17 protein-coding genes and 1 tRNA gene are annotated in these 19,794 nt (G+C 68.9%); 16 read left to right on the forward strand and 2 right to left on the reverse strand.

Annotated features, from left to right (window positions below):
- Positions 1-13: 13 nt before the first annotated feature.
- A complete protein-coding gene (locus tag ABVF28_RS04800; RefSeq protein WP_371029666.1) occupies positions 14-2,536 on the reverse strand; it encodes a transglycosylase domain-containing protein in 2,523 nt (840 codons plus the stop codon).
- 97 nt (positions 2,537-2,633) lie between these two features.
- Here ABVF28_RS04800 and ABVF28_RS04805 point away from each other — a divergent pair, with 97 nt between their 5' ends.
- Positions 2,634-2,798 (forward strand): hypothetical protein, encoded by a 165-nt coding sequence (locus ABVF28_RS04805; protein ID WP_167516566.1) that lies wholly within the window; start codon positions 2,634-2,636, stop codon positions 2,796-2,798.
- Positions 2,795-3,256, forward strand: a complete 462-nt coding sequence (locus ABVF28_RS04810) for a RidA family protein (RefSeq protein ID WP_104312868.1) — start codon at positions 2,795-2,797, stop codon at positions 3,254-3,256. Before ABVF28_RS04805 ends, ABVF28_RS04810 begins: the two co-directional genes overlap by 4 nt.
- An 87-nt stretch (positions 3,257-3,343) precedes the next feature.
- On the opposite strand, the gene acs is transcribed toward ABVF28_RS04810, so the two are convergent.
- Complete coding sequence (acs, locus tag ABVF28_RS04815) at positions 3,344-5,311, reverse strand: acetate--CoA ligase (protein ID WP_371029667.1); 1,968 nt, start codon at positions 5,309-5,311, stop codon at positions 3,344-3,346.
- 571 nt (positions 5,312-5,882) lie between these two features.
- Between acs and ABVF28_RS04820 the strand changes: the two genes are divergently transcribed.
- The 14 genes from ABVF28_RS04820 to ABVF28_RS04885 all read left to right on the forward strand — a co-directional run bounded on the left by ABVF28_RS04820 (position 5,883) and on the right by ABVF28_RS04885 (position 19,777).
- Positions 5,883-7,076, forward strand: coding sequence for a TadA family conjugal transfer-associated ATPase (locus tag ABVF28_RS04820; protein ID WP_371029668.1), 1,194 nt, complete (start codon positions 5,883-5,885; stop codon positions 7,074-7,076).
- Complete coding sequence (locus ABVF28_RS04825; RefSeq protein ID WP_371029669.1) at positions 7,073-8,113, forward strand: type II secretion system F family protein; 1,041 nt, start codon at positions 7,073-7,075, stop codon at positions 8,111-8,113. Before ABVF28_RS04820 ends, ABVF28_RS04825 begins: the two co-directional genes overlap by 4 nt.
- Positions 8,114-8,173: 60 nt before the next feature.
- Complete coding sequence (locus ABVF28_RS04830; RefSeq protein WP_179557887.1) at positions 8,174-8,392, forward strand: DUF4244 domain-containing protein; 219 nt, start codon at positions 8,174-8,176, stop codon at positions 8,390-8,392.
- Positions 8,393-8,400: 8 nt separating this feature from the next.
- Positions 8,401-8,757 carry a TadE/TadG family type IV pilus assembly protein gene (locus ABVF28_RS04835; protein ID WP_371029670.1) on the forward strand — a complete coding sequence of 119 codons (357 nt, stop codon included), beginning with the start codon at positions 8,401-8,403 and terminating at the stop codon, positions 8,755-8,757.
- Positions 8,754-9,122, forward strand: coding sequence for an Rv3654c family TadE-like protein (locus ABVF28_RS04840; protein WP_104312865.1), 369 nt, complete (start codon positions 8,754-8,756; stop codon positions 9,120-9,122). Before ABVF28_RS04835 ends, ABVF28_RS04840 begins: the two co-directional genes overlap by 4 nt.
- Before the next feature lie 169 nt (positions 9,123-9,291).
- A complete protein-coding gene (gene topA / locus ABVF28_RS04845) occupies positions 9,292-12,189 on the forward strand; it encodes a type I DNA topoisomerase (RefSeq protein WP_371029671.1) in 2,898 nt (965 codons plus the stop codon).
- Complete coding sequence (gene tmk, locus ABVF28_RS04850) at positions 12,186-12,824, forward strand: dTMP kinase (RefSeq protein ID WP_371029672.1); 639 nt, start codon at positions 12,186-12,188, stop codon at positions 12,822-12,824. Before topA ends, tmk begins: the two co-directional genes overlap by 4 nt.
- 2 nt (positions 12,825-12,826) lie before the next feature.
- Positions 12,827-13,996 carry a DNA polymerase III subunit delta' gene (locus ABVF28_RS04855; RefSeq protein WP_179557889.1) on the forward strand — a complete coding sequence of 390 codons (1,170 nt, stop codon included), beginning with the start codon at positions 12,827-12,829 and terminating at the stop codon, positions 13,994-13,996.
- Positions 13,993-15,585, forward strand: a complete 1,593-nt coding sequence (locus ABVF28_RS04860) for an alpha/beta hydrolase (protein ID WP_371029673.1) — start codon at positions 13,993-13,995, stop codon at positions 15,583-15,585. The genes ABVF28_RS04855 and ABVF28_RS04860 overlap by 4 nt, the downstream gene beginning before the upstream one ends.
- Before the next feature lie 87 nt (positions 15,586-15,672).
- Positions 15,673-15,748: transfer RNA gene (locus tag ABVF28_RS04865), tRNA-Thr, on the forward strand.
- A 71-nt stretch (positions 15,749-15,819) separates the two neighbouring features.
- Positions 15,820-16,746 (forward strand): dihydropteroate synthase, encoded by a 927-nt coding sequence (gene folP, locus ABVF28_RS04870; protein ID WP_371029674.1) that lies wholly within the window; start codon positions 15,820-15,822, stop codon positions 16,744-16,746.
- A gap of 62 nt (positions 16,747-16,808) precedes the next feature.
- Positions 16,809-17,591 carry a dihydrofolate reductase family protein gene (locus tag ABVF28_RS04875; protein ID WP_371029675.1) on the forward strand — a complete coding sequence of 261 codons (783 nt, stop codon included), beginning with the start codon at positions 16,809-16,811 and terminating at the stop codon, positions 17,589-17,591.
- Positions 17,592-17,734: 143 nt separating this feature from the next.
- Entirely contained in the window at positions 17,735-19,147 is a 1,413-nt protein-coding gene (gene dacB, locus ABVF28_RS04880; protein ID WP_371029676.1) for a D-alanyl-D-alanine carboxypeptidase/D-alanyl-D-alanine-endopeptidase, read from the forward strand.
- Between the two features lie 63 nt (positions 19,148-19,210).
- Complete coding sequence (locus ABVF28_RS04885; RefSeq protein WP_371029677.1) at positions 19,211-19,777, forward strand: isochorismatase family protein; 567 nt, start codon at positions 19,211-19,213, stop codon at positions 19,775-19,777.
- Positions 19,778-19,794 lie beyond the last annotated feature (17 nt).

Raw genomic sequence — 19,794 nt, forward strand, 5'->3', positions numbered from 1 at the left:
GTGCGATGACCCGTTAGGGGCCGGAAGAGACGTAGACCTGGATGGACCCGGTGCGCTCGAGCTCCGCGCCGGGGGCCGGGTCGGTGCGGATGACCTGCCCGCTCGGAACGGTCGCGCTCTTCTCGGTCAGGATCGCCATCGTGCCGTTGAACCCCAGTTGGGAGAGGGTCGACTGCGCCTGTTCCTGGGTCTGGCCCGCGAGGTCGGGGGCGGCGAGGGCGTCCGACGTCGGCGCGGTGTCCGGTCCGCGCGACGGGTTGATCGTGATCGTCGTGCCCTGCGTGACGCGCGTGTTGGCGCTCGGCAGCGTGCTCGCGACAGTCCCCTCGGGCTGGTCGGACTCGACGGGGTTGCCGACCGAGACGCTGAAGCCGAGCCCCTCGAGCGACGTCTTCGCCTCTGCCGTCGACTTGCCGGCGAGGTCTGGGACCGTCACCTGCTCGTTCTGGACGGCGCTGCCGGTGGGCTCGGGGAACGAGTCGCCCCCGTAGACGCGCATCGCCTGCGCGATGACGTCGTTGAAGATGACGTGACGGGTCTGGCTGCCGACGGCGCGGGGCAGGTCAACGCCGTACATGGGCACCTGGCCGCTCGCGTTGCCGACCCAGACGGCGAGGCCGACCTTCGAGGTCGCGCCGACCATCCACGTCTGGAGGCCGCTGTCCGTCGTGCCGGTCTTGCCCATCAGCGGTGCGATGCCGGGGTTGGACGCGCTGCCGGTACCGCCGTTTGCAACGCCCTGGAGCGCCGAGGTGACTCCCGCGGCGACCTCGGGGGTGACCGCCTGGTTGCACGTCGACTTCGGCGCCTCGAGGGCAGAGCCGTCACGCAGCGTGATGCTGTCGATGGCGATGGGCGAGCACGTGACGCCGCCGTTCGCGAAGCCGGCTACCGCGGTCGCCATGGACAGCGGCGCGATGGTGTTCGTGCCGAGGACGGCTGCCGGGTTCGACTCGTTGACCGCACCGTCGGCGCGGTGCGCGCCCATGGCCATGGCCGTGTCGCGGATGCGGCACTGGTCGAGCTGCTCAGCCATCGCCACGTAGGCCGTGTTGATGGAGGAAGACGTCGCCTGCCTCACCGAGACGTTGTTAACCTTCTGGCCACCGTCGTTCGTCGGGGACCAGGAGCCGCCGTCGGCGCCGAGGCACGAGTTCTGGAAGTTGATGAGGTTGAAGGCGCGGTCCTTGCCGTTGACCGACGCGTTGAGCGACTTGCCCGACGCGAGCCATTCGGCGAGCGTGAACATCTTGTACGTCGACCCGACCTGGAAGCCGGTGGAGCCGCCGTACTCGTAGTCGGTGTTGTAGTTGACCGAGGTGTAGCCGGGTTGGGCAGCAAGCTCCTCGGTGTCACCGAAGGCGGTGTTCTGCACCATCATGAGCACGCGGCCCGTGCCCTCCTCGACCATCGAGGCAGCTGATCCCATGTCCATGCCCTCGACGTACGCGGGAACCGCGGAGGCCATCGAGGCCTGACCCTGCGCCTGCATGTCGAGGTCGAGGGTCGTCTTGATCTGGTAGCCCTTGGTCTGGAAGTTGAACTGCCGCTCTTCGTAGGTCTCGCCGAAGGCCGGGTCCTGCACCATGATGAGCCGGACGTAGTCGCAGAAGTACTGCGCGTTGCCCTCGGCCGCGCCGCAACCGTGCCTCGGCTCGGTCGGGCGGGGCTCGACGGGCGTCGCGATGGTCGCCTCGTAGGTCGCCTGGTCGATCGCGCCTTCCTCCATCATGCGCATGAGGATGTAGTCGCGGCGGATCTTGTTCGCCTCGATGTTCTCTGGCACGTCGAGCCGGTAGGCGTTGGGCTCCTGCACGATGGCGATGAGGCTCGCCGACTCCTGCAGGTTCAGGTCGAGCGCCGACTTGCCGAAGTAGCGCTGCGCCGCCGACTCGATGCCGTACGTCGTTCCGCCGAAGAGGGCGATGTTGAGGTAGCCCTGCAGGATCTCGTCCTTCGAGAACTGCTTCTCGACGCCGATCGCGAGGCGCATCTCCTGGAGCTTGCGGCCCGTGGTGGTCTCGGTCGCCTCGAGGTAGGCCTTGTCGCGCTCCTCCTGGTTCGGGATCGCCTCGGCCGTCTGCACGCGCACGTTGCGCACGTACTGCATGGTGATCGTGGATGCACCCGCCGCGCCGTCGCCGATGACGGACTGCGCGAGAGCTCGTGCCGCGGAGATGACGTCGACGCCGCCGTGCTCACGGAAGCGCGGGTCTTCCACCGAGATGGCCGCTGCTGCGACGTACGGGGAGATCTGGTCGAGCGAGACCTCCTCGCGGTTCTGGTTGTAGAACTCGGCGAACTTCTGTCCGTTGGAGGCATACAGCTCGGTCTTCTGCTGCAGCGAGCCGATCTCGAGGTACGTCGGGAGGTTCTCGAACAGCGAGATGGTGCTGTTCGCGGCCACACCGGTGACGGCGATGAGCGGCGTGATCATGGCCGTGACGAGCACGCCCGCGACTCCGCTCATACCGAGCAGCCCTAGGAGGCCGCCCAGAATGTTGCGTTTGGGCGCCCCTGGATTCGTGACAGACATAGGATCAAGGGTAAGTCACACCCGCTCTCGGCGTCTTCAGGAGTGTTCAATGAGAACCCCATGAAGCGCCTGAGCGCTCACGCACAGGAGGACGTCCATGCAGAAGTGGGAATATTTCATCACCCCGCTCCCGTTGCACACCCCCACTGTCATCCTCAACAACTGGGGTGCTCAGGGCTGGGAACTGGTCCAGGTTTCCACCAATGCTGAGGGCGGCTCCGTCGCCTACATGAAGCGTCCGATCGCGGGGGAGCAGTCATGAGCCAGGTCGAAGAGCGTCTCGGCGCGATGGGGATGGCGGTGCCGCCCGTCGCAGCTCCCGTCGCCGACTACGTCCCGGCGGTCGAGCACGGCGGTCTCGTCTACACGTCCGGCCAGCTGCCGTTCATCGAGGGCGCGATCCCCGAGAAGGGCAAGGTCGGCGCCGAGGTCCCGCGCGACGATGCGATCGAGTTCGCCGCCTTCGCCGGCCTCAACGCGCTCGCCGCCATCAAGTCCGTCATCGGCGACCTCGACCGCGTCACGCGCGTCGTGAAGGTGACGGTCTACGTCGCCTCCGCTCCGGACTTCACCGAGCAGCCCCTGGTCGCCAACGGCGTCTCCGAGATGCTCGGCCTCGCGTTCGGCGACGCCGGCAAGCATGTCCGCGCCGCGGTCGGCGTCGCGGTCCTGCCGCTCGACTCGCCCGTCGAGGTCGACCTCATCGTCGCCTACGAGTAGCGAGCTCGTTCGCGAGCATCCGCACACCACGAAGCCCTGCATCCCTCTTCCGAGAGGTGCAGGGCTTCGCTCGTCTCGCCGTGCGGATCAGTCGTCGTCGGCGGTCCCGGATGCGACACCCGCGGAGATCGCGGACATCACGGACGCATCCGTCAGCGTTGTTGTGTCGCCCACGGCCTTGCCATCCGCCACGTCTCGAAGCAGGCGGCGCATGATCTTGCCGGAACGCGTCTTCGGCAGCTCGGCGACCACATACACCTGGCGCGGCCTGGCGATCGCGCCGATCTTCGTCGAGACGTGCGAGCGCAGCACCTGGGGTGCGTCCGCCGCCTCGATCTCGGCCTTCTTGCTCTCCTTGAGCACGACGAACGCGACGACCGCCTGGCCTGTCGTCTCGTCGCTCGCTCCGACGACCGCCGACTCGGCGACGAACGGGTGGTCGACGAGCGCCGACTCGATCTCCGTGGTCGAAAGTCGGTGCCCGGAGACGTTCATGACGTCGTCGACGCGACCGAGCAGCCACAGGTGGCCGTCCTTGTCGACGCCCGCGCCATCGCCCGCGAAGTAGCGCCCGGGGAACTGCGACCAGTACGTCTCGATGAACCGCTCGCGGTCGCCGTAGATGCCGCGCGCCATGGAGGGCCACGGCTCGGTGATCGTGAGCAGCCCCATCTCGCCCGGGTCGACCCGCTCGCCCTGATCGTCGACGACCTCGATGACAACACCGGGCACCGGCACCTGGGCGGCACCGGGCTTGAGCGCCACCTGGCTGGGGATCGCGGAGATCATGATGGCCCCCGTCTCCGTCTGCCACCACGTGTCGACGACCGGCACCCGGTTGCCGCCGATGACCTCCCGGTACCAGGCCCACGCCTCAGGGTTGATCGGCTCGCCCACCGAGCCGAGCAGGCGGATCGACGAGAGGTCGTGCTTGGCGGGGATCTGCCTGCCCGACTTCATGTAGCCGCGGATCGCCGTCGGCGCCGTGTAGAAGATCGTGACCCCGTAGCGCTGGATGATGTCGAACCAGCGGCCGAGGTCGGGGGTGTCGTGCGTGCCCTCGTACATGACCTGCGTCGCGCCGTTGGCCAGGGGCCCGTAGACGAAGTAGCTGTGCCCCGTCACCCAGCCGACGTCGGCCGAGCACCAGTACACGTCCTGCTCCGGCTTGAGGTCGAAGATCGTGCGGTGCGTGAACGAGGTCTGCGTGAGGTAGCCGCCCGTCGTGTGCAGGAGGCCCTTCGGCTTCCCCGTGGTGCCCGAGGTGTAGAGGATGAACAGCGGATGCTCGGCGGGGAACGGCTTCGCAACGTGCTCGGCGCCGACCTGCGCGATCTCCTCGTCCCACCACAGATCCCTGCCCGGCGTGAGCGAGACCTCGTTGTCGGCACGACGCACGACGAGCACGTGCTCGACGGTGTGCCCCTCAGTCTCGAGCGCCGCATCCACGGTCTCCTTGAGCGGGAAGATGCGGCCCTTGCGGATGCTGCCGTCGCTCGTGATGACGAGCTTGGCGTTCGCGTCCTCGACGCGGCTGCGGATGGAGTCGGCGCTGAACCCGCCGAAGATGACCGAGTGCACGGCGCCGATGCGCGCGCAGGCGAGCATTGCGACGACGGTCTCGGGGATCATCGGCATGTAGATCGCGACGACGTCCCCTGCCGTGACACCGAGGCTCTCCAGGAGGTTCGCGGCGCGCTTGACCTCGCCGAGGAGGTCCGAGTACGTGATGGTGCGCTTATCACCGGGCTCACCCTCCCAATAGATCGCGACCCGGTCGCCGTTGCCGGCGAGCACGTGGCGGTCGACGCAGTTGAAGCTGGCGTTGAGCGTGCCGTCGCCGAACCACTTCGCGAACGGGGCGTCGCTCCAGTCGAGGACTTCCGTGAAGGGGGTCGACCAGTGCAGCTCCCTGGCCTGGTCGGCCCAGAAGCCGAGCCTGTCCGCCTCGGCCCGCGCCGCGAGGTCTGCTGGCACGGGGGAGGAGGCCGTGAACTCGTCGCTTGGCGGGAAGGTCTCGAGGTCTTCCAGGAGGTGTTCGATCTTGTCAGCCACCACAGGTCCTTTCGCGTCATTGCGATCCGGCACCGCCTCAATGCGGCGCAGCGTGCCAGAAGTCTACGGAGCCAGCATGTGCCGCGACTCCCGCCTTTCGGGGGGAATGTCCGCGGGCTTCCCGGGGCCACCTCGCTTCGGGGAGCACGTGAGTCCGAACTTGTGCCAGCCGTGGCGCAGTCCATGCCACGCGCAGGCGTGAGTGCCCGGCGTGTCGGGGGTGAAAAATGTGGCGTAAACCGTGATCTCGCGCGGAAGTGCGGGCTGTAGCCGAACATTTTTCGATAGACAGCCGAGCGGCTAGTTTTCCGGACGAAATATGCACTACCATGGACCTCGATGGTTTCGCTCTCTGTCGCAACTATCGTCGCTCTGCAGCAATCAACCCCCCCTGAACGCTGCATGAGCTGAGGCGCTCGGATATCCCCCTGTCCGGGCGCCTCTCCAATTCTCCCGCGGCCCCGGTTCGGTCCGGCGCGACTCCGTCGTCGTGTGCCCTGTGCACAGTGGCCCATGCACAGGCGCGACGGCCATCGGACGCGTGGGCCTCCGGCGTTCGTACGCTTCGTGCATGGCACACGGCTCAGCTCTCGAATCGACATCAGGCCAGCGCTTCGTCGCTCGTCCGGCCTCGCAGCGCGCGGCCTCGCTGCCGTTGCCGCCGCGCACCGCGGAGAGCACGCCGCGATCCGTTCGGACATTGACTCGAGGTCAGGCGGACGCGTTCGGTCCCCTGGCGATGTACGTCGCCGATGGCGAGGTCACGGACCTCTTCGTCAACGGCACCGACGGCCTCTTCGTCGATCGAGGCGGCGGCGCGGAGCGGGAAGACTCCTGGGTGGCGCCGAGCGAGCGGGCGCTGCGCGAACTGGCCGTCCGTATCGTCGCTGCCGGCGGCAGGCACCTCGACGAATCCGCGCCGTGCGTCGACGTGCGCATCGCTGACGGCATCCGCGTGCACGCTGTGCTGCCTCCGGTGTCGATCTCCGGCACGCTCCTGTCCATTCGGGCACCGCGGGTCCGCCAGCTCACCATCGAGCAGCTCGACCGGCAGGCGTTCTTCTCTCCTGGCGCGGAGGAGCTCGTCCGGGAAGCGGTGCGGGCTCGTGCCAATGTGCTCATCACGGGTGCCGGCGGAAGCGGGAAGACGACGTTCCTGTCCGCGCTCCTCTCGGAGTCAGACCCCCGCGACCGCATCGTCGTGATCGAGGACGTCGCCGAGCTGCGCATCGCACATCCCCACAGCGTCTCGCTCGAGGCGAGACAGGCGAACATCGAGGGGGCCGGGAGCGTGCCGCTCGAGCGTCTTGTCCGCGAGTCGCTGCGGATGCGCCCGGACAGGCTCGTGCTCGGCGAATGTCGCGGGGCCGAACTCCGGGAGCTCCTGGCCGCACTCAACACGGGGCACGACGGCGGCGCGGGCACGCTCCACGCGAACTCCCTCGCCGATGTGCCCTCGCGCCTCGAGGCGCTTGGCGCGCTTGCCGGCATGACGCAGGATGCGGTCGCCAGGCAGACCGTGAGCGCCATCGACCTCGTCATGCACGTCGAGCGCACGTCCGTCGGGCATCGGCGGCTCGCCGACATCGGGGAGTTCTGCCTCGATGAGGCCGGGCACCTGGCCATCGCGTCGGTCCTGCGTCGAGAATCTGGCCAGGCGGAGAACGTCACGGCCCTCGCGTCTGCCACCGCCGGCGAGGCTGATGTCCGTCGCGGAGATGACCGCCGACACGATCCGGGTCACCGAGGTCTCGGCCGGCGATGACCCAGCACGATGTCGACGCTGCCGAGCGCACCGCGGTGGTCGTCGAGCGACTCGCAGCCCTGCTCGCAGGCGGCACCACAGCGGATTCCGCGTGGCAGCACGTGGCGAGCTTCGCCGCCTCCGAAGAATCACCGAGGTCCGGACGAATCGCCTGGAGGCGGCTCGCATCCTGGGTAGAGGGCAGGCTCCGCCTGAGGATTCCTCGCCCCGCGCGGTGGCGCGCCGCCACCAGCGATCCCGTCGAGCTCACCATCGCGAGAGGCGTGCGCGCTGGCAGGCGAGTCGGTGTGATGCTCCGGGAGCACGATGAGCCGAGCTGGCGAGCCCTGGGCTGCGCCTGGTCCCTCGCCGAGACCACGGGGGCCCCGCTTGCCCGGGGCCTCGGCGAACTGGCCCAGACGTTCCGCGACTTCGGTGCCTCCGAGCGGGAGGTGCAACTCGCGCTCGCGGGCCCGAGCAGCGCCGCGCGGCTGGTCATGGCGCTGCCCGCCGTCGGAGTCCTCCTCGGGCTCGCACTCGGCTTCGACAGCCTCGGGATGCTCTTCGGCACGCCGATCGGCCTCGCCTGTCTCGGGGGAGGGGGCGCCCTCATGGTCGCCGCGCACCTCTGGAACAGGGCACTCATCTCAGCGGCTTCCCGACGAGAGCAGCTGCCAGGCCTCGGCCTGGACCTGACGGCGCTCGGGATGCTCGGAGGCACATCCGTCGCCGCGGTCCGCCCGCTTGTGCAACGCGCGCTCGACGACGCGGCGCTCGGAACCGACGGGCGTTCGGCGGCTCGAACCGGCCTGGGCGGCGGGCGCGTCGACCGAGTGCTGGAGCTCGCCCGCGACGCCGGCGTGCCCGCCGCATCCCTCTTGCGCAGCGAAGCCGCGCTCGAGCGACGCGACGCGCGCGCCGCGTCGAGCAGGAAAGCGGCCGAACTCGGCGTGCGCCTCATGCTGCCGCTCGGCCTGTGCGTGCTCCCGGCCTTTCTCCTGCTCGGCGTCGCTCCGCTCATCCTCGCCGTCGTGACCCAGACCATCTCGCGGCTCTGAGCCGCCCGATACGCCCGTGCCGCATTTCAACCGTCAATACGTAATAAGAGAGGAACACCCATGTTCCAGATCACGACCTTCGGCGACGCATCCCGCGGCCTGCTGAGCAGACTCCGGCAGCGGATGCGCGATGACGAGGGGGCCGCGACGGCCGAGTACGCGATCGCGACGATGGCAGCCGTCGCGTTCGCGGGGCTCCTCGTCGTCATCATGCAGAGCGACGAGGTCAGGGGCTTGCTCGAGAACATCATCCGCACCGCCCTCACGCTGGACGAATGATGCGTCGGGTGCCCCGATGGCTCCTGCCCGCGAGCTCCCAGCGTGGCTCGGCGACGGCGGAGTTCGCCATCGTGGCACCCGCCGTCGTCCTCCTGCTCGCCTTCTGCCTCACGGGACTGCAGGGCGTCGTCGTGCAGGTCCGATTGCAGGACGCCGTCGCCGACGCCGTCAGGCTCGTCGCACGTGGGGACGACGAGGCCATCGCTCGCGAGCACGTGCATTCGCTCGTACCCGACGCGCACCTCGAGATCAGTCGCGCGGACGGCCTCGTCTGTGCGCGGGCGTCCACGCCACTCATCCTCGGGGAGCGCGTGTTCCCCGTGGATGTCGGCGCCCGCGCGTGCGCGCTCGGCGGCGGACGATGAGCGCCGAAGCGTCGGCACCTCTCCGCTGCCTGGGCGGAGACCGGGGCGCTGGCGGGGTCGTCGTGCTGGCGGTCTCGCTCCTCCTTCTTGCACTCACCGTCGGAGCCGTCAGCGTGCTCGCCGCCTTCCCAGCAAGACAGGCCGCGCACGCCGCAGCCGACGCGGGCGCGCTGGCCGCGGCCGACGTCGCATCCGGGCTGAAGCCGGGGGACCCGTGCGCCGAAGCCACCCGCATCGTCGCCGCGAACGGTGCCTCGCTCGAAGCCTGCACGGTCAGCGGCCGTGAGGCCGTTGTGCGAGTTCGTGTAGAGTCCGGCCCGTTCGTCTTTTCGGAACCGTCGAGGGCAGGACCGCCACCTCACTGAGAAGCCGTGAAGCGGAGCCGCCGGCAGTCGGAGGCCTTCCGCCCAGCCACCCCGTCCATGTACCAGCCCATCCATATAATGGGCGCCGACGGGTGGCAACAGCCCCCACATAACTCCGGCCAGCCGGAATCGTCGTGCGAGAGCACGCAGACCCATCCAAGGAACGCTTGTGTCAGGCAGCAACACACTGGTCATCGTCGAGTCGCCGACCAAAGTGAAGAGCATCTCGCAGTATCTCGGTGATGACTACACCGTGCTCGCCAGCGTCGGACACATCCGCGACCTCATCGAGCCCAAGAACCTCCCGCCAGAGCTCAAGAAGGGTTCCCTCGGGAAGTTCAGCGTCGACGTCGACAACGGGTTCGAGCCGTACTACGTGGTCTCCGACCAGAAGAAGAAGACCGTCGCCGAGCTCAAGCGGGCGCTCAAGGACGCCGACGAGCTCATCCTCGCAACTGATGAGGACCGCGAAGGAGAGGCCATCGCCTGGCACCTCCTGCAGGTGCTCCAGCCGAAGGTCCCCGTCAAGCGCATGGTGTTCCACGAGATCACCCGCGAGGCGATCGAAGCCGCGAAGGACCGCACGCGCGACATCGACGTGCACCTCGTCGACGCGCAGGAGACCAGGCGCATCCTCGACCGCCTCTACGGCTACGAGGTGTCGCCCGTGCTGTGGCGCAAGGTCGGCCCCGGACTCTCCGCCGGCCGCGTGCAGTCAGCGGCGACACGCCTCATCGTCGACCGCGAGCGCGAGCGTCTCGCGTTCGTGAAGGCCAGCTACTGGGGAGTCGAAGCCCGCTTCGCGCCCGAGCAGGGGAAGGAGGGGTCGGCCTTCGTCGCCCGTCTGACGAAGCTCGACGGCGAGCGCGTCGCCACCGGACGCGACTTCGACGACCACGGTGTGCTCAAGAACTCGTCCGTGATCCTCGGTGAAGCCGAGGCGACCACGTTGACCGTGCAGCTCACGGCCGGCACGGTTCCCGTCACGGTGTCCTCCGTCGAGTCCAAGCCGTACACTCGACGCCCCGCCGCGCCGTTCACGACCTCGACCCTGCAGCAGGAGGCCGCCCGCAAGCTGCGCTTCACCGCACGCCAGACGATGAGCGTCGCGCAGTCGCTGTACGAGAACGGGTACATCACGTACATGCGTACCGACTCCTCGTCGCTGTCGTCGCAGGCGCTCAACGCTGCACGCACGCAGGCCGCCAAGCTCTACGGGGCCGAGACGGTTCCATCGGCTCCCCGCCTCTACGGCTCGAAGTCGAAGAACGCGCAGGAAGCGCACGAGGCCGTGAGGCCGGCCGGCTCCACGTTCACGCTGCCAAGCGAGCTTCGGCCCAAGCTGAGCCCCAACGACTTCAAGCTGTACGACCTCATCTGGAAGCGCACCATCGCCTCGCAGATGGCCGACGCCAAGGGGCAGACGGCGACCGTCACGATCGACGCCTCGCCCATCGACGTCTCCGATGCGCAGGGCACCGTCACGAGCCGCGTCGCCGAGTTCCAGGCGTCCGGCACCGTCATCACCTTCCGCGGCTTCCTCGCCGCCTACGAGGAGGGGAAAGACGAGGCGCGCGACGACTCGACCACCGCAGAAGCGAAGCTGCCGCCGCTCACCAAGGGGCAGAAGCTCGATCCGGAGACGGCAGACGCCAAGAGCCACGAGACCAGCCCGCCCCCGCGCTACACGGAGGCGAGCCTCGTCAAGACGCTCGACGAGCTCGGCATCGGCCGCCCGTCGACGTACGCATCCATCATCTCCACCATCATCGACCGCGGGTACGTCGCGCCGCGCGGCAGCGCGCTCGTCCCCAGCTGGACGGCATTCTCCGTCGTGCGTCTCCTCGAAGAGCACTTCCACGACCTCGTCGAGTACAACTTCACGGCGCAGATGGAAGGCGACCTCGACCGCATCGCCGCCGGCACCGAGCAGCGCAACGACTGGCTGCGCGGGTTCTACTTCGGAACCGACGACCACAAGGGTCTCCGCGGCGTCATCGACAACCTCGGCGAGATCGATGCCCGCGAGATCAACTCGACCCCGCTCGCCGACGGCATCGTCCTGCGCATCGGCCGCTACGGCCCCTACCTCGAGGTCGCTCCGGAGACGGAAGGCGAGACCCCGAGGCGCGTCAACGTCCCAGAAGACCTGGCCCCTGACGAGCTGACCGCAGAGAAAGCGATCGAGCTCGTCGAAGCACCTATCCAGACGGATCGCGTGCTGGGCGTCGTCCCCGAGACCGGCAAGCGCATCGTCGTGAAGGACGGCCGTTTCGGCCCGTACGTGACCGAGGCTCCATCGGAGGCCGAGGAGGCCGCCGCAGAGGCTGAGGCCAAGGCCAAGGCGCTCGCCGAAGAGGCCGAGGCGAAAGCCGCCGCTGCCGAGGGGCGTCCAGTCAAGAAGCCGCGCGCCAAGAAGGCCGCCGCTGCCGAGAAGCCACGCACGGCGTCGCTCTTCAAGTCGATGATCCCAGAGCAGGTCACCTACGAGCAGGCGATCGGGCTGCTCGAGCTGCCCAGAGTGGTCGGCGTCGACGCCGAGACGGGTGCCGAGATCACGGCCCAGAACGGCCGGTACGGGCCGTACCTGAAGAAGGGCACCGACACGCGGTCGCTCACGAGCGAGGACGAGATCTTCACCGTCACGCTCGAGGCCGCGCACGAGCTCTTCGCGCAGCCCAAGTACGGGGCACGCACCACGAAGGCGGCCATCAAGGAGTTCGAGGCCGACCCCGTGAGCGGCAAGCCGATCAAGATCAAGGACGGTCGCTTCGGTCCGTACGTCACCGACGGTGAGACCAACGTGACCGTGTCGCGCGGCGCCAACCCGGAGGACGTCACGTTCGAGGAAGCCGTGCAGATGCTCGCTGACAAGCGTGCCAAGGGTCCTGTCAAGCGCAAGACCACGGCAGCGAAGAAGCCGGCAGCGAAGAAGCCCGCCGCCAAGAAGCCAGCTGCCTCCAAGGCGGCGGCGACCAAGACGACCGCAGCGAAGAAGCCTGCCGCGAAGCGCGCGCCTGCCAAGAAGCCTGCGGCCAAGGCCAGCGGGGCAGCAAGCAGCGAATGACGGGCCTCTTCATCACGCTCGAGGGCGGCGACGGCGCGGGCAAGTCGACGCACTCGGCCCTGCTCGAGGAATGGCTGGCGGCCCTCGGGCAGACGGTCGTGCGCACGCGCGAACCGGGCGGCACCGACCTCGGCGCCGACATCCGGGAACTCGTGCTGCACCGCAAGGGTCACATGGATGCCAGGGCCGAGGCGCTCCTGTACGCCGCCGACCGTGCACACCACATCGCTACCATCGTCCGGCCCGCGCTCGAACGCGGCGACGTCGTCGTGCAGGACCGCTACCTCGACTCCTCGATCGCCTACCAGGGCACGGGGCGCGAGCTCGGCGCCGACGAGGTCAGGGACCTCTCCCTGTGGGCCGCGCGCGGCCTGCTCCCCGACCTCACCGTGCTCTTCGACCTCGATCCGGACGAAGGGCGCCGACGTATCGGCGCGACCCGCGGCACCTACGACCGGCTCGAAGCCGAATCGAAGCATTTCCACGACGCCGTCCGCTCCGCCTTCCTCGGCCTTGCCGCCGCCGACCCGGACAGGTTCCTCGTGATCGACGCGACCCAGCCGCGAGAGCACGTGGCTGAGCGCATCCGCACCCGCGTCGCCGAGCTCCTCGAGCGGCGCCCGGACGTCGAGTAGCCATGACCGTCTGGGACGACCTCTCCGGTCAGGACGACGCGATCGCCCTGTTCTCGAACGCGGCGAAGGCCTCCAAACGCGGTGCAGTGGACACGAGCGGCATGACGAACTCGTGGCTCATCACCGGCCCACCCGGTTCCGGTCGAAGCAACATGGGCTACGCCTTCGCGGCGGCACTGCTGTGCCCGAACGACGGATGCGGCGTGTGCCCGTCCTGCGTTCAGGTGCGCGCCCGCTCGCACCCCGACCTCACGGCCGTCGTCACGGAAACCGTGCAGCTCGACATCAAGACGGCACGCGAACTCGTGGAGCGCGCATCCATGTCGCCGATGACCGGGCGCTATCGGGTCATCCTCGTCGAAGACGCCGACCGCATGGTCGCACGCACCTCGAATACGCTGCTCAAGGCCATCGAAGAGCCACCGGAGTCAACCGTGTGGGTGCTCTGCGCGCCGAGCGAGGCCGACCTGCTGCCGACCATCCGCTCACGCGTGCGCAGCGTGCGGCTTCGGGTGCCGGAGGTTCGAGACGTCGCCGGGCTGCTCGTGCGTCGCGACGGCATCGAGCCGGAAGTCGCCCTGCGAGCCGCCCGCGAAGCGCAGAGCCACGTCGGCATGGCCAAACGACTCGCCACGAGCGAAGACGCGTGGGGTCGCCGTGACGCGTCCCTCGACGGCCTGCTCGACATCCGCACGACCGGCGACGCCGTCCGGAAGGCAGCACAGCTCGTCGCGATCGCCGACGAGGACGCCACCGCCAACGCGGCAGACCGCGACGACAAGGAGCGGGCAGCCGCATTCCGGTCCCTCGGCCTCACGCCGGGCCAGGCAGTGCCGAGGCAGCTCCGCGGACAGATCCGTGAGCTCGAAGAGCATCAGAAGCGCAGAGCGAAGCGCGGTCAGGTCGATGCGATCGATCGCATCCTGACCGACTCGGTCTCCCTGCTGCGAGACCTGCTCATGCTGCAGCTGGCACTCCCTGTCGAGCTCGTCAACGAGCACCGGCGGCACGAACTGGAATCCGCAACGAGCTCGCGCAGCTCCGACGACGTGCTCACGAGCATCGACGCGGCGAGCAAAGCCAGAGCACGACTCGCCGCAAACGTTCCTGTGGCGCTCGTCCTCGAGGCATTCTTGATCAGCTGGACGCCATCGCAGCAGGGAGCATCATGACCAGACCGACCACCCGTCACGCGGCAACGCGCAGCATCGGCGCCTCGCTCCTGACCGGAGCAGTCGTCTTCCTGCTCAGCGGATGCACGCTCGTGACGACGCTCGCCGGCGGAGGCTCCGGTGGCGGCGTGCAGACGGAGGACGTCGACGTCATCCCGACCGGCCTCGACCCCAGCATCCAGACGTTCTACGAGCAGGACCTCGGCTGGGACGCGTGCGGCGGCGGTCTCGAGTGCGCAACCGCGGAAGCTCCGATGGACTGGGCAGACGGGACCTCGGAGCAGATCGAGCTCGCCATGGTGAAGGTACCCGCGTCGAGCGGCAACCCGATCGGGACGATCTTCACCAACCCTGGCGGTCCCGGAGCATCCGGCGTCTCGTTCGTGCGCGACAGCGCCCAGTTCGTCTTCACGCCTGAGCTCATGGAGGATTTCGACATCGTGGGCTGGGACCCGCGCGGTGTCGGTGAGTCGAGCGCGGTCGAGTGCCGTGACGATGCCGGCATGGACGAGTGGTTCTATGGCGTCAACGAAGATCTCGATCCGGACACCGCGACCGATGAGCAGATCATCGCGGAGGTCACCGCGAACTCGAAGGAGTTCGCCGACGACTGCCTCGAGAACACGGGACCGCTCCTCGAGTTCGTCGACACGAAGAGCACCGTGCAGGACCTCGACCTGCTGCGCGCGCTCGTCGGCGACCCGAAGGTCAACTACTTCGGGTTCTCGTACGGCACCGACATCGGCGCCCAGTACATCGACATGTTCCCGGAGACGGTCGGCCGCGTCGTGCTCGACGGCGCCACGGACCCGACCCTGTCGACGTTCCAGGTGGTGCTCGCCCAGCAGGGCGCCTTCGGTGAAGCCACCCGCACCTACCTCGAAGACTGCCTGACCACGACGAGCTGCCCATTCACCGGCACAGTGGACCAGGCGATCGCGAAGATCAACACCCTCATGGCCGAGGCCGATGACACCCTCCCCGTGAACGCAGACGGCCGGAAGCTCACGAGCGGCGTCATCGACACGGCCATCAGCTCGGCGCTCTACAACAACCAGAGCTGGCCGTACCTGAGCGACGCGTTCGCCACCTATGAGACAGCGGGCGACCCTGCAGGGTTCTTCGCGCTCAGCGACTCCTACTACGGTCGCGGGCCAGACGGCACCTACGCCGACAACATGTTCGAGGCCTTCACCGCCATCAACTGCCTCGACTACCCGGTCGAGACCGACCCCGCCAAGATCGCCGACTTCAACCGGCAGATCGCAGAGTCGACCCCGATCGGCATTCCAGGACCCGAAGCGCTCGGAGACACGACCTGCCAGCAGTGGGCGTTCCCGTCCACCAACGAGCTCGCACCCGTCACCGGTGCGGGAGCCGACCCGGTCCTCGTCATCGGCACGACCGGCGACCCGGCCACGCCGTACGCGTGGGCGGAGGCCGTGACCGAGCAGCTCGAATCGGCCACGCTGCTCACCTTCGAGGGCGAGGGACACCTCGCCTACACGCAGGGCGACAGCTGCATCACCGGTGCCGTCGACGCCTACTTCATCGACGGCACCGTGCCCGCCGAGGGGCTGGTCTGCTGACCGCGACACCCCGATGTGCACTTGAGCAAAGTGTGCGTTATGCTTTGGTGTCGAGTTCAGCACCCCAGGGAGTTGAGCTGCAGGCAGGCCGCCTTAGCTCAGTCGGCAGAGCGATTCACTCGTAATGAATAGGTCGCGAGTTCGATTCTCGCAGGCGGCCCCATCGCCCCTCCGCACTTCGGTGCGGAGGGGCTCTTGTCTTCTCGGGCGCCCCGCCTCCCGTACGCTGAGCAGATGCTCGAGCGCAGGCACCACGACCCCGATCAGCACCCGCCTCTCGCGTTCCCGCCGCTGCGGAGCCCCGTGCACCAGCTGGGAACTGTGGAGCCGTTCGACTTCTCGCGTCGGGTCGCGGTCATGGCGATCGTGAATCGCACTCCAGACTCGTTCTACGACGACGGGGCGACGTTCGGTCTCCAGAGCGCCGTGGACGCGGTGCTCGCCGCCGAACGCGCAGGTGCCGACATCGTCGACATCGGCGGGCAGCCGTTCGCGCCAGGCGAGGAGCTCTCGGAAGCGGATGAGATCGCCCGCGTCGTGCCGGTGATCCGTGCTGTCCGAGAGCGCACCGGCGTGCCGATCTCCGCAGAAACGTACCGTGCGCGCGTAGCGGAGGCCTGCATCGAGGCGGGCGCGGGCATCATCAACGACACAAGCGGCCTCCGGGACGAGAACCTCGCGAGCGTCGTGGCGGACTCCGGCGTGCAGCTCGTCATCACGCACAGCGTCGCAGCGCCGAGGGCGGAGCTCGCGCGCCCGCACTACGACGACGTCGTCGGCGAGGTGCGGGCGTTCCTGGCAGCACGCGCCGAACGTGCCATCGAACTCGGCGTCGGGGAAGAGCAGCTCATCATCGACCCGGGGCATGACCTCAACAAGAACACCCTGCACACACTCGAGCTGACCAGGCGCTTCGACGAGATCTCATCGATCGGCTTCCCCGTGCTCGCCGCCGTCTCCAACAAGGACTTCATCGGGGAGACCCTTGATCGGGAGAAGCGGGACCGCGTCTCGGGCTCGCTTGCATCCGCCGTCGCGTGCATCCTGCTCGGCGCTCGCATCGTCCGCATGCACAACGTCCCAGAAGCGGTGGACGCGACGAGGATGACCGAAGCGATCCTCGGACTGCGCGCTCCCGCGTACACGCGCCACAACCTCTAGCGCCCACCCCGCTCGCATCCAACTCACCACTGCCGCGCACGTCGCCGTGGCATGCTCTCACCATGAACGCTCCATCAGCGGCGATCCGCTCGTTGCTCGGCCCAGAAGGCGAGCACGGGTGGCTCGACGACGAGCAGCTGCTCACCCACTACGCCTACCCCTCCAACGGCGCGTTCCGCTTGAACTTCGTCGCAAGCGTCGACGGCGCCGCCATGGGCGGTGACGGCCGGTCGGGGAGCCTCGGCACGGCAGCCGACCACCGGGTCTTCGAGCTGCTGCGCCGCCTCGCCGACCTCGTGCTCGTCGGGGCAGGCACGCTCAGAGACGAGGGATACGTCGGCCTTCGCGTCTCCGAGGCCTCCGTCGCGTGGCGAGAGGCGCGGGGACGACCGGCGCACCCGACGCTCGGCATCGTCTCGAGTCGGCTCGCCCTCGACCCCAAGCATGAGATGTTCGCCGACGCAGCCGTTCCGCCGATCGTCGTGACTCCGGTCTCCGACCCGGAACGGCTCGCGCCCTTCCGAGAGGTTGCGACCGTGCTGACCGTGCCAGAGCATCCCGACCGCCCCGGAACCCTCGACGTCACCGAGTTGCGCGCCATGCTGCGCGAGCTCGGCCACAGCGAGGTGCTCTGCGAGGGCGGGCCAACGCTCTTCGGCGAGATCAACGCCCAGGGCGCGTTCGACGAGCTCTGCCTCACCGTGTCGCCCGCGCTCGTGGGCGGCCAGGAAGGGCGCATCGCGCACTCGGAGACGCTCGCGCAGCATCCGCTCGCCCTCGCCGGGGTCCTCGAATGCGATCACACGCTGCTGCTCCACTACCGGCGCTCGGCCGGGCTCAGCTGACCCGATCTCGAGATCGCACTGTGTGACCGATGGCCTGGGTCGCATGCCCGACGTCAGACGGCACGCACTCGAGCGCTGGCTAGACTGGCACCTTGGCGCGGCGTCACGAGACGCGGGGCGCCCAGGTTCCATTCGGAGGTGACATGGCCGGCTCAGGCAGCGCGCGCACGCGGCGCCCAGGTGCTGGCCGCCTGATCGGCTTCACCCTCGCGGGCGTCCTCGCGCTCGGCGCAGGGTTCGCCGCGGGAGGAGGCGGCTTCGCCGTCGCGGCCCCTGCCTTCGCGGGCGAGGCCCAGGAGCTCGCCCCGAAGACGCTCGGTGCCGTCCGGGAGACCCCCGTCGAGGCCGCCGCCGCAGAGCCCGTGCGCACGTGCTCAATCGAAGACGTCGCCAGTGCCGCTGGGGCCCTCGACTTCCACGGTGTCGTCGTCGACACCCAGAGCGGCGAGACGGTCTATGAGCGGAAGGCGACGGATGCGGTCCCGACGGCCTCCGTCATGAAGCTCCTCACGACGACTGCCGCGATCGAGGTGCTCGGCCCCGACTTCCGCATCCCGACCCGCGTCTACGCCGGCAGCGAGCCCGGAACGGTCGTCATCGTCGGCGGGGGAGACGTGACGCTCGCCTCCACCGACAGCGGCGCCGGCAGCTACTACTCCGGAGCGACCGGCACCCTCGCGGACCTCGCAGCGCAGACCCGGACGGCATGGGCGAACGACCCGAGCCTGTCCGGCACGGCGCCCACCCAGGTCCTCGTCGACGAATCCGCCTTCAGCGGCGCCGAATGGCAGCCTTCCTGGTCCCAGGCCGACCGCACGGACGGCTACATCAGCCCCATCTCCGCGCTCATGGTCGACGGCGGACGCCAGGACCCGGCGAGCCTCGTCTCGCCCCGCACAGAGGACCCGAGCGGGGCCGCGGCCGCCGCGTTCGCCACGAGGCTCGGTGCCGCGACCACGGGAGCGAGCGGGTCTGCGCCGGACGGCGCCAAGCTCCTCGCCGAAGTCTGGTCGCAACCCGTCTCCGAACTCGTGCACTACGCGCTCATCGACAGCGACAACAACGTCGCCGAGATGCTCGCGCGCCTCGTGGCGATCGAACAGGGCGTCGGAACGGACTTCGGCGCAATCCAGGACTCCACGAGCCAGGCGCTCACGACGCTGGGCCTCGACACGAGCGGACTCGTGCTCGCTGACGGATCCGGCCTCTCCGCTGACAACCGGGTGCCGCCCGAGCTGGTCGCAGAGCTCCTCCAGACCATCTCGCAGCCCGACATCGCCGCCTCCCAGCTGCTCGACGACCTCCCCGCATCAGGCCAGACGGGCACTCTGCAGTCGCGCCTCACGCCGCTCGGAGTGCCCCCGGGGGCGATCACCGCGAAGACCGGCTGGATCAACGAGGTCTACGGCCTGGCCGGCTACCTGACCGCCGCGGACGGCAGCAGGCTCACGTTCGCGTTCTTCGTCGTCGGCGCCGTCACGCCCGCGAACCGCGACGCCCTCGACACCATCGCCGCGCGCACCTACTCGTGCGGAGCGTCCCTCGCCAACTGGTGACGCACGCCGTGCGCGGTCCCCGTGCGCCTGGCCCATCCAGGTGGCCTGCGGCAGACTGGTGACATGAGCCGTGCACTGCTGATCGTCGACGTCCAGAACGACTTCACCGAGGGCGGCGCCCTCGAGACCGACGGCGGTGCGGCCGTCGCCGCCGGCATCACCGAGCACCTCGCGAGCAGCCGCGAGCAGTACGACGTCGTCGCCGCGTCCCGAGACTGGCACGATGCGGACAGCGACAACGGCGGGCACTTCCACGCGCAGCCCGACTTCGTCGACAGCTGGCCGGATCACTGCGTCGCGGGGACAGCAGGTGCCGACTACCACCCCGCGCTCGACACGAAGCTCGTCGACCTGCACATCTTCAAGGGCCAGGGAACGCCCTCCTACTCCGCGTTCGACGGCGCAACGGCTGACGGCGAGACGTTAGCCGACGCGCTGCGCGCACGCGGCGTCGACGAGCTCGACGTCGTCGGCATCGCGACCGACCACTGCGTGCGTGCATCCGCGCTCGACGGCCAGCGGGCCGGGCTCGCGGTGCGCGTCATCGACGGACTCACCTCCGCCGTCAGCCCTCAGACGCGTGCGGCTGCCCTCGAAGAGCTCCGCGCCGCCGGCATCACCGTCGAGTAGCGGCCGGCTCTTCGTCG

It is taken from the genome of Pseudoclavibacter sp. JSM 162008, assembly GCF_041366455.1.
Taxonomy (GTDB): Bacteria; Actinomycetota; Actinomycetes; order Actinomycetales; family Microbacteriaceae; genus Pseudoclavibacter.

Coding starts and splice junctions, on each gene's coding strand:
- ABVF28_RS04800 (WP_371029666.1), bottom strand. CDS start 2,536: ATGTCTGTCACGAATCCAGGGGCGCCCAAACGCAACATTCTGGGCGGC.
- ABVF28_RS04805 (WP_167516566.1), top strand. CDS start 2,634: ATGCAGAAGTGGGAATATTTCATCACCCCGCTCCCGTTGCACACCCCC.
- ABVF28_RS04810 (WP_104312868.1), top strand. CDS start 2,795: ATGAGCCAGGTCGAAGAGCGTCTCGGCGCGATGGGGATGGCGGTGCCG.
- ABVF28_RS04820 (WP_371029668.1), top strand. CDS start 5,883: ATGGCACACGGCTCAGCTCTCGAATCGACATCAGGCCAGCGCTTCGTC.
- ABVF28_RS04825 (WP_371029669.1), top strand. CDS start 7,073: ATGACCCAGCACGATGTCGACGCTGCCGAGCGCACCGCGGTGGTCGTC.
- ABVF28_RS04830 (WP_179557887.1), top strand. CDS start 8,174: ATGTTCCAGATCACGACCTTCGGCGACGCATCCCGCGGCCTGCTGAGC.
- ABVF28_RS04840 (WP_104312865.1), top strand. CDS start 8,754: ATGAGCGCCGAAGCGTCGGCACCTCTCCGCTGCCTGGGCGGAGACCGG.
- tmk (WP_371029672.1), top strand. CDS start 12,186: ATGACGGGCCTCTTCATCACGCTCGAGGGCGGCGACGGCGCGGGCAAG.
- ABVF28_RS04855 (WP_179557889.1), top strand. CDS start 12,827: ATGACCGTCTGGGACGACCTCTCCGGTCAGGACGACGCGATCGCCCTG.
- ABVF28_RS04860 (WP_371029673.1), top strand. CDS start 13,993: ATGACCAGACCGACCACCCGTCACGCGGCAACGCGCAGCATCGGCGCC.
- folP (WP_371029674.1), top strand. CDS start 15,820: ATGCTCGAGCGCAGGCACCACGACCCCGATCAGCACCCGCCTCTCGCG.
- ABVF28_RS04875 (WP_371029675.1), top strand. CDS start 16,809: ATGAACGCTCCATCAGCGGCGATCCGCTCGTTGCTCGGCCCAGAAGGC.
- dacB (WP_371029676.1), top strand. CDS start 17,735: ATGGCCGGCTCAGGCAGCGCGCGCACGCGGCGCCCAGGTGCTGGCCGC.
- ABVF28_RS04885 (WP_371029677.1), top strand. CDS start 19,211: ATGAGCCGTGCACTGCTGATCGTCGACGTCCAGAACGACTTCACCGAG.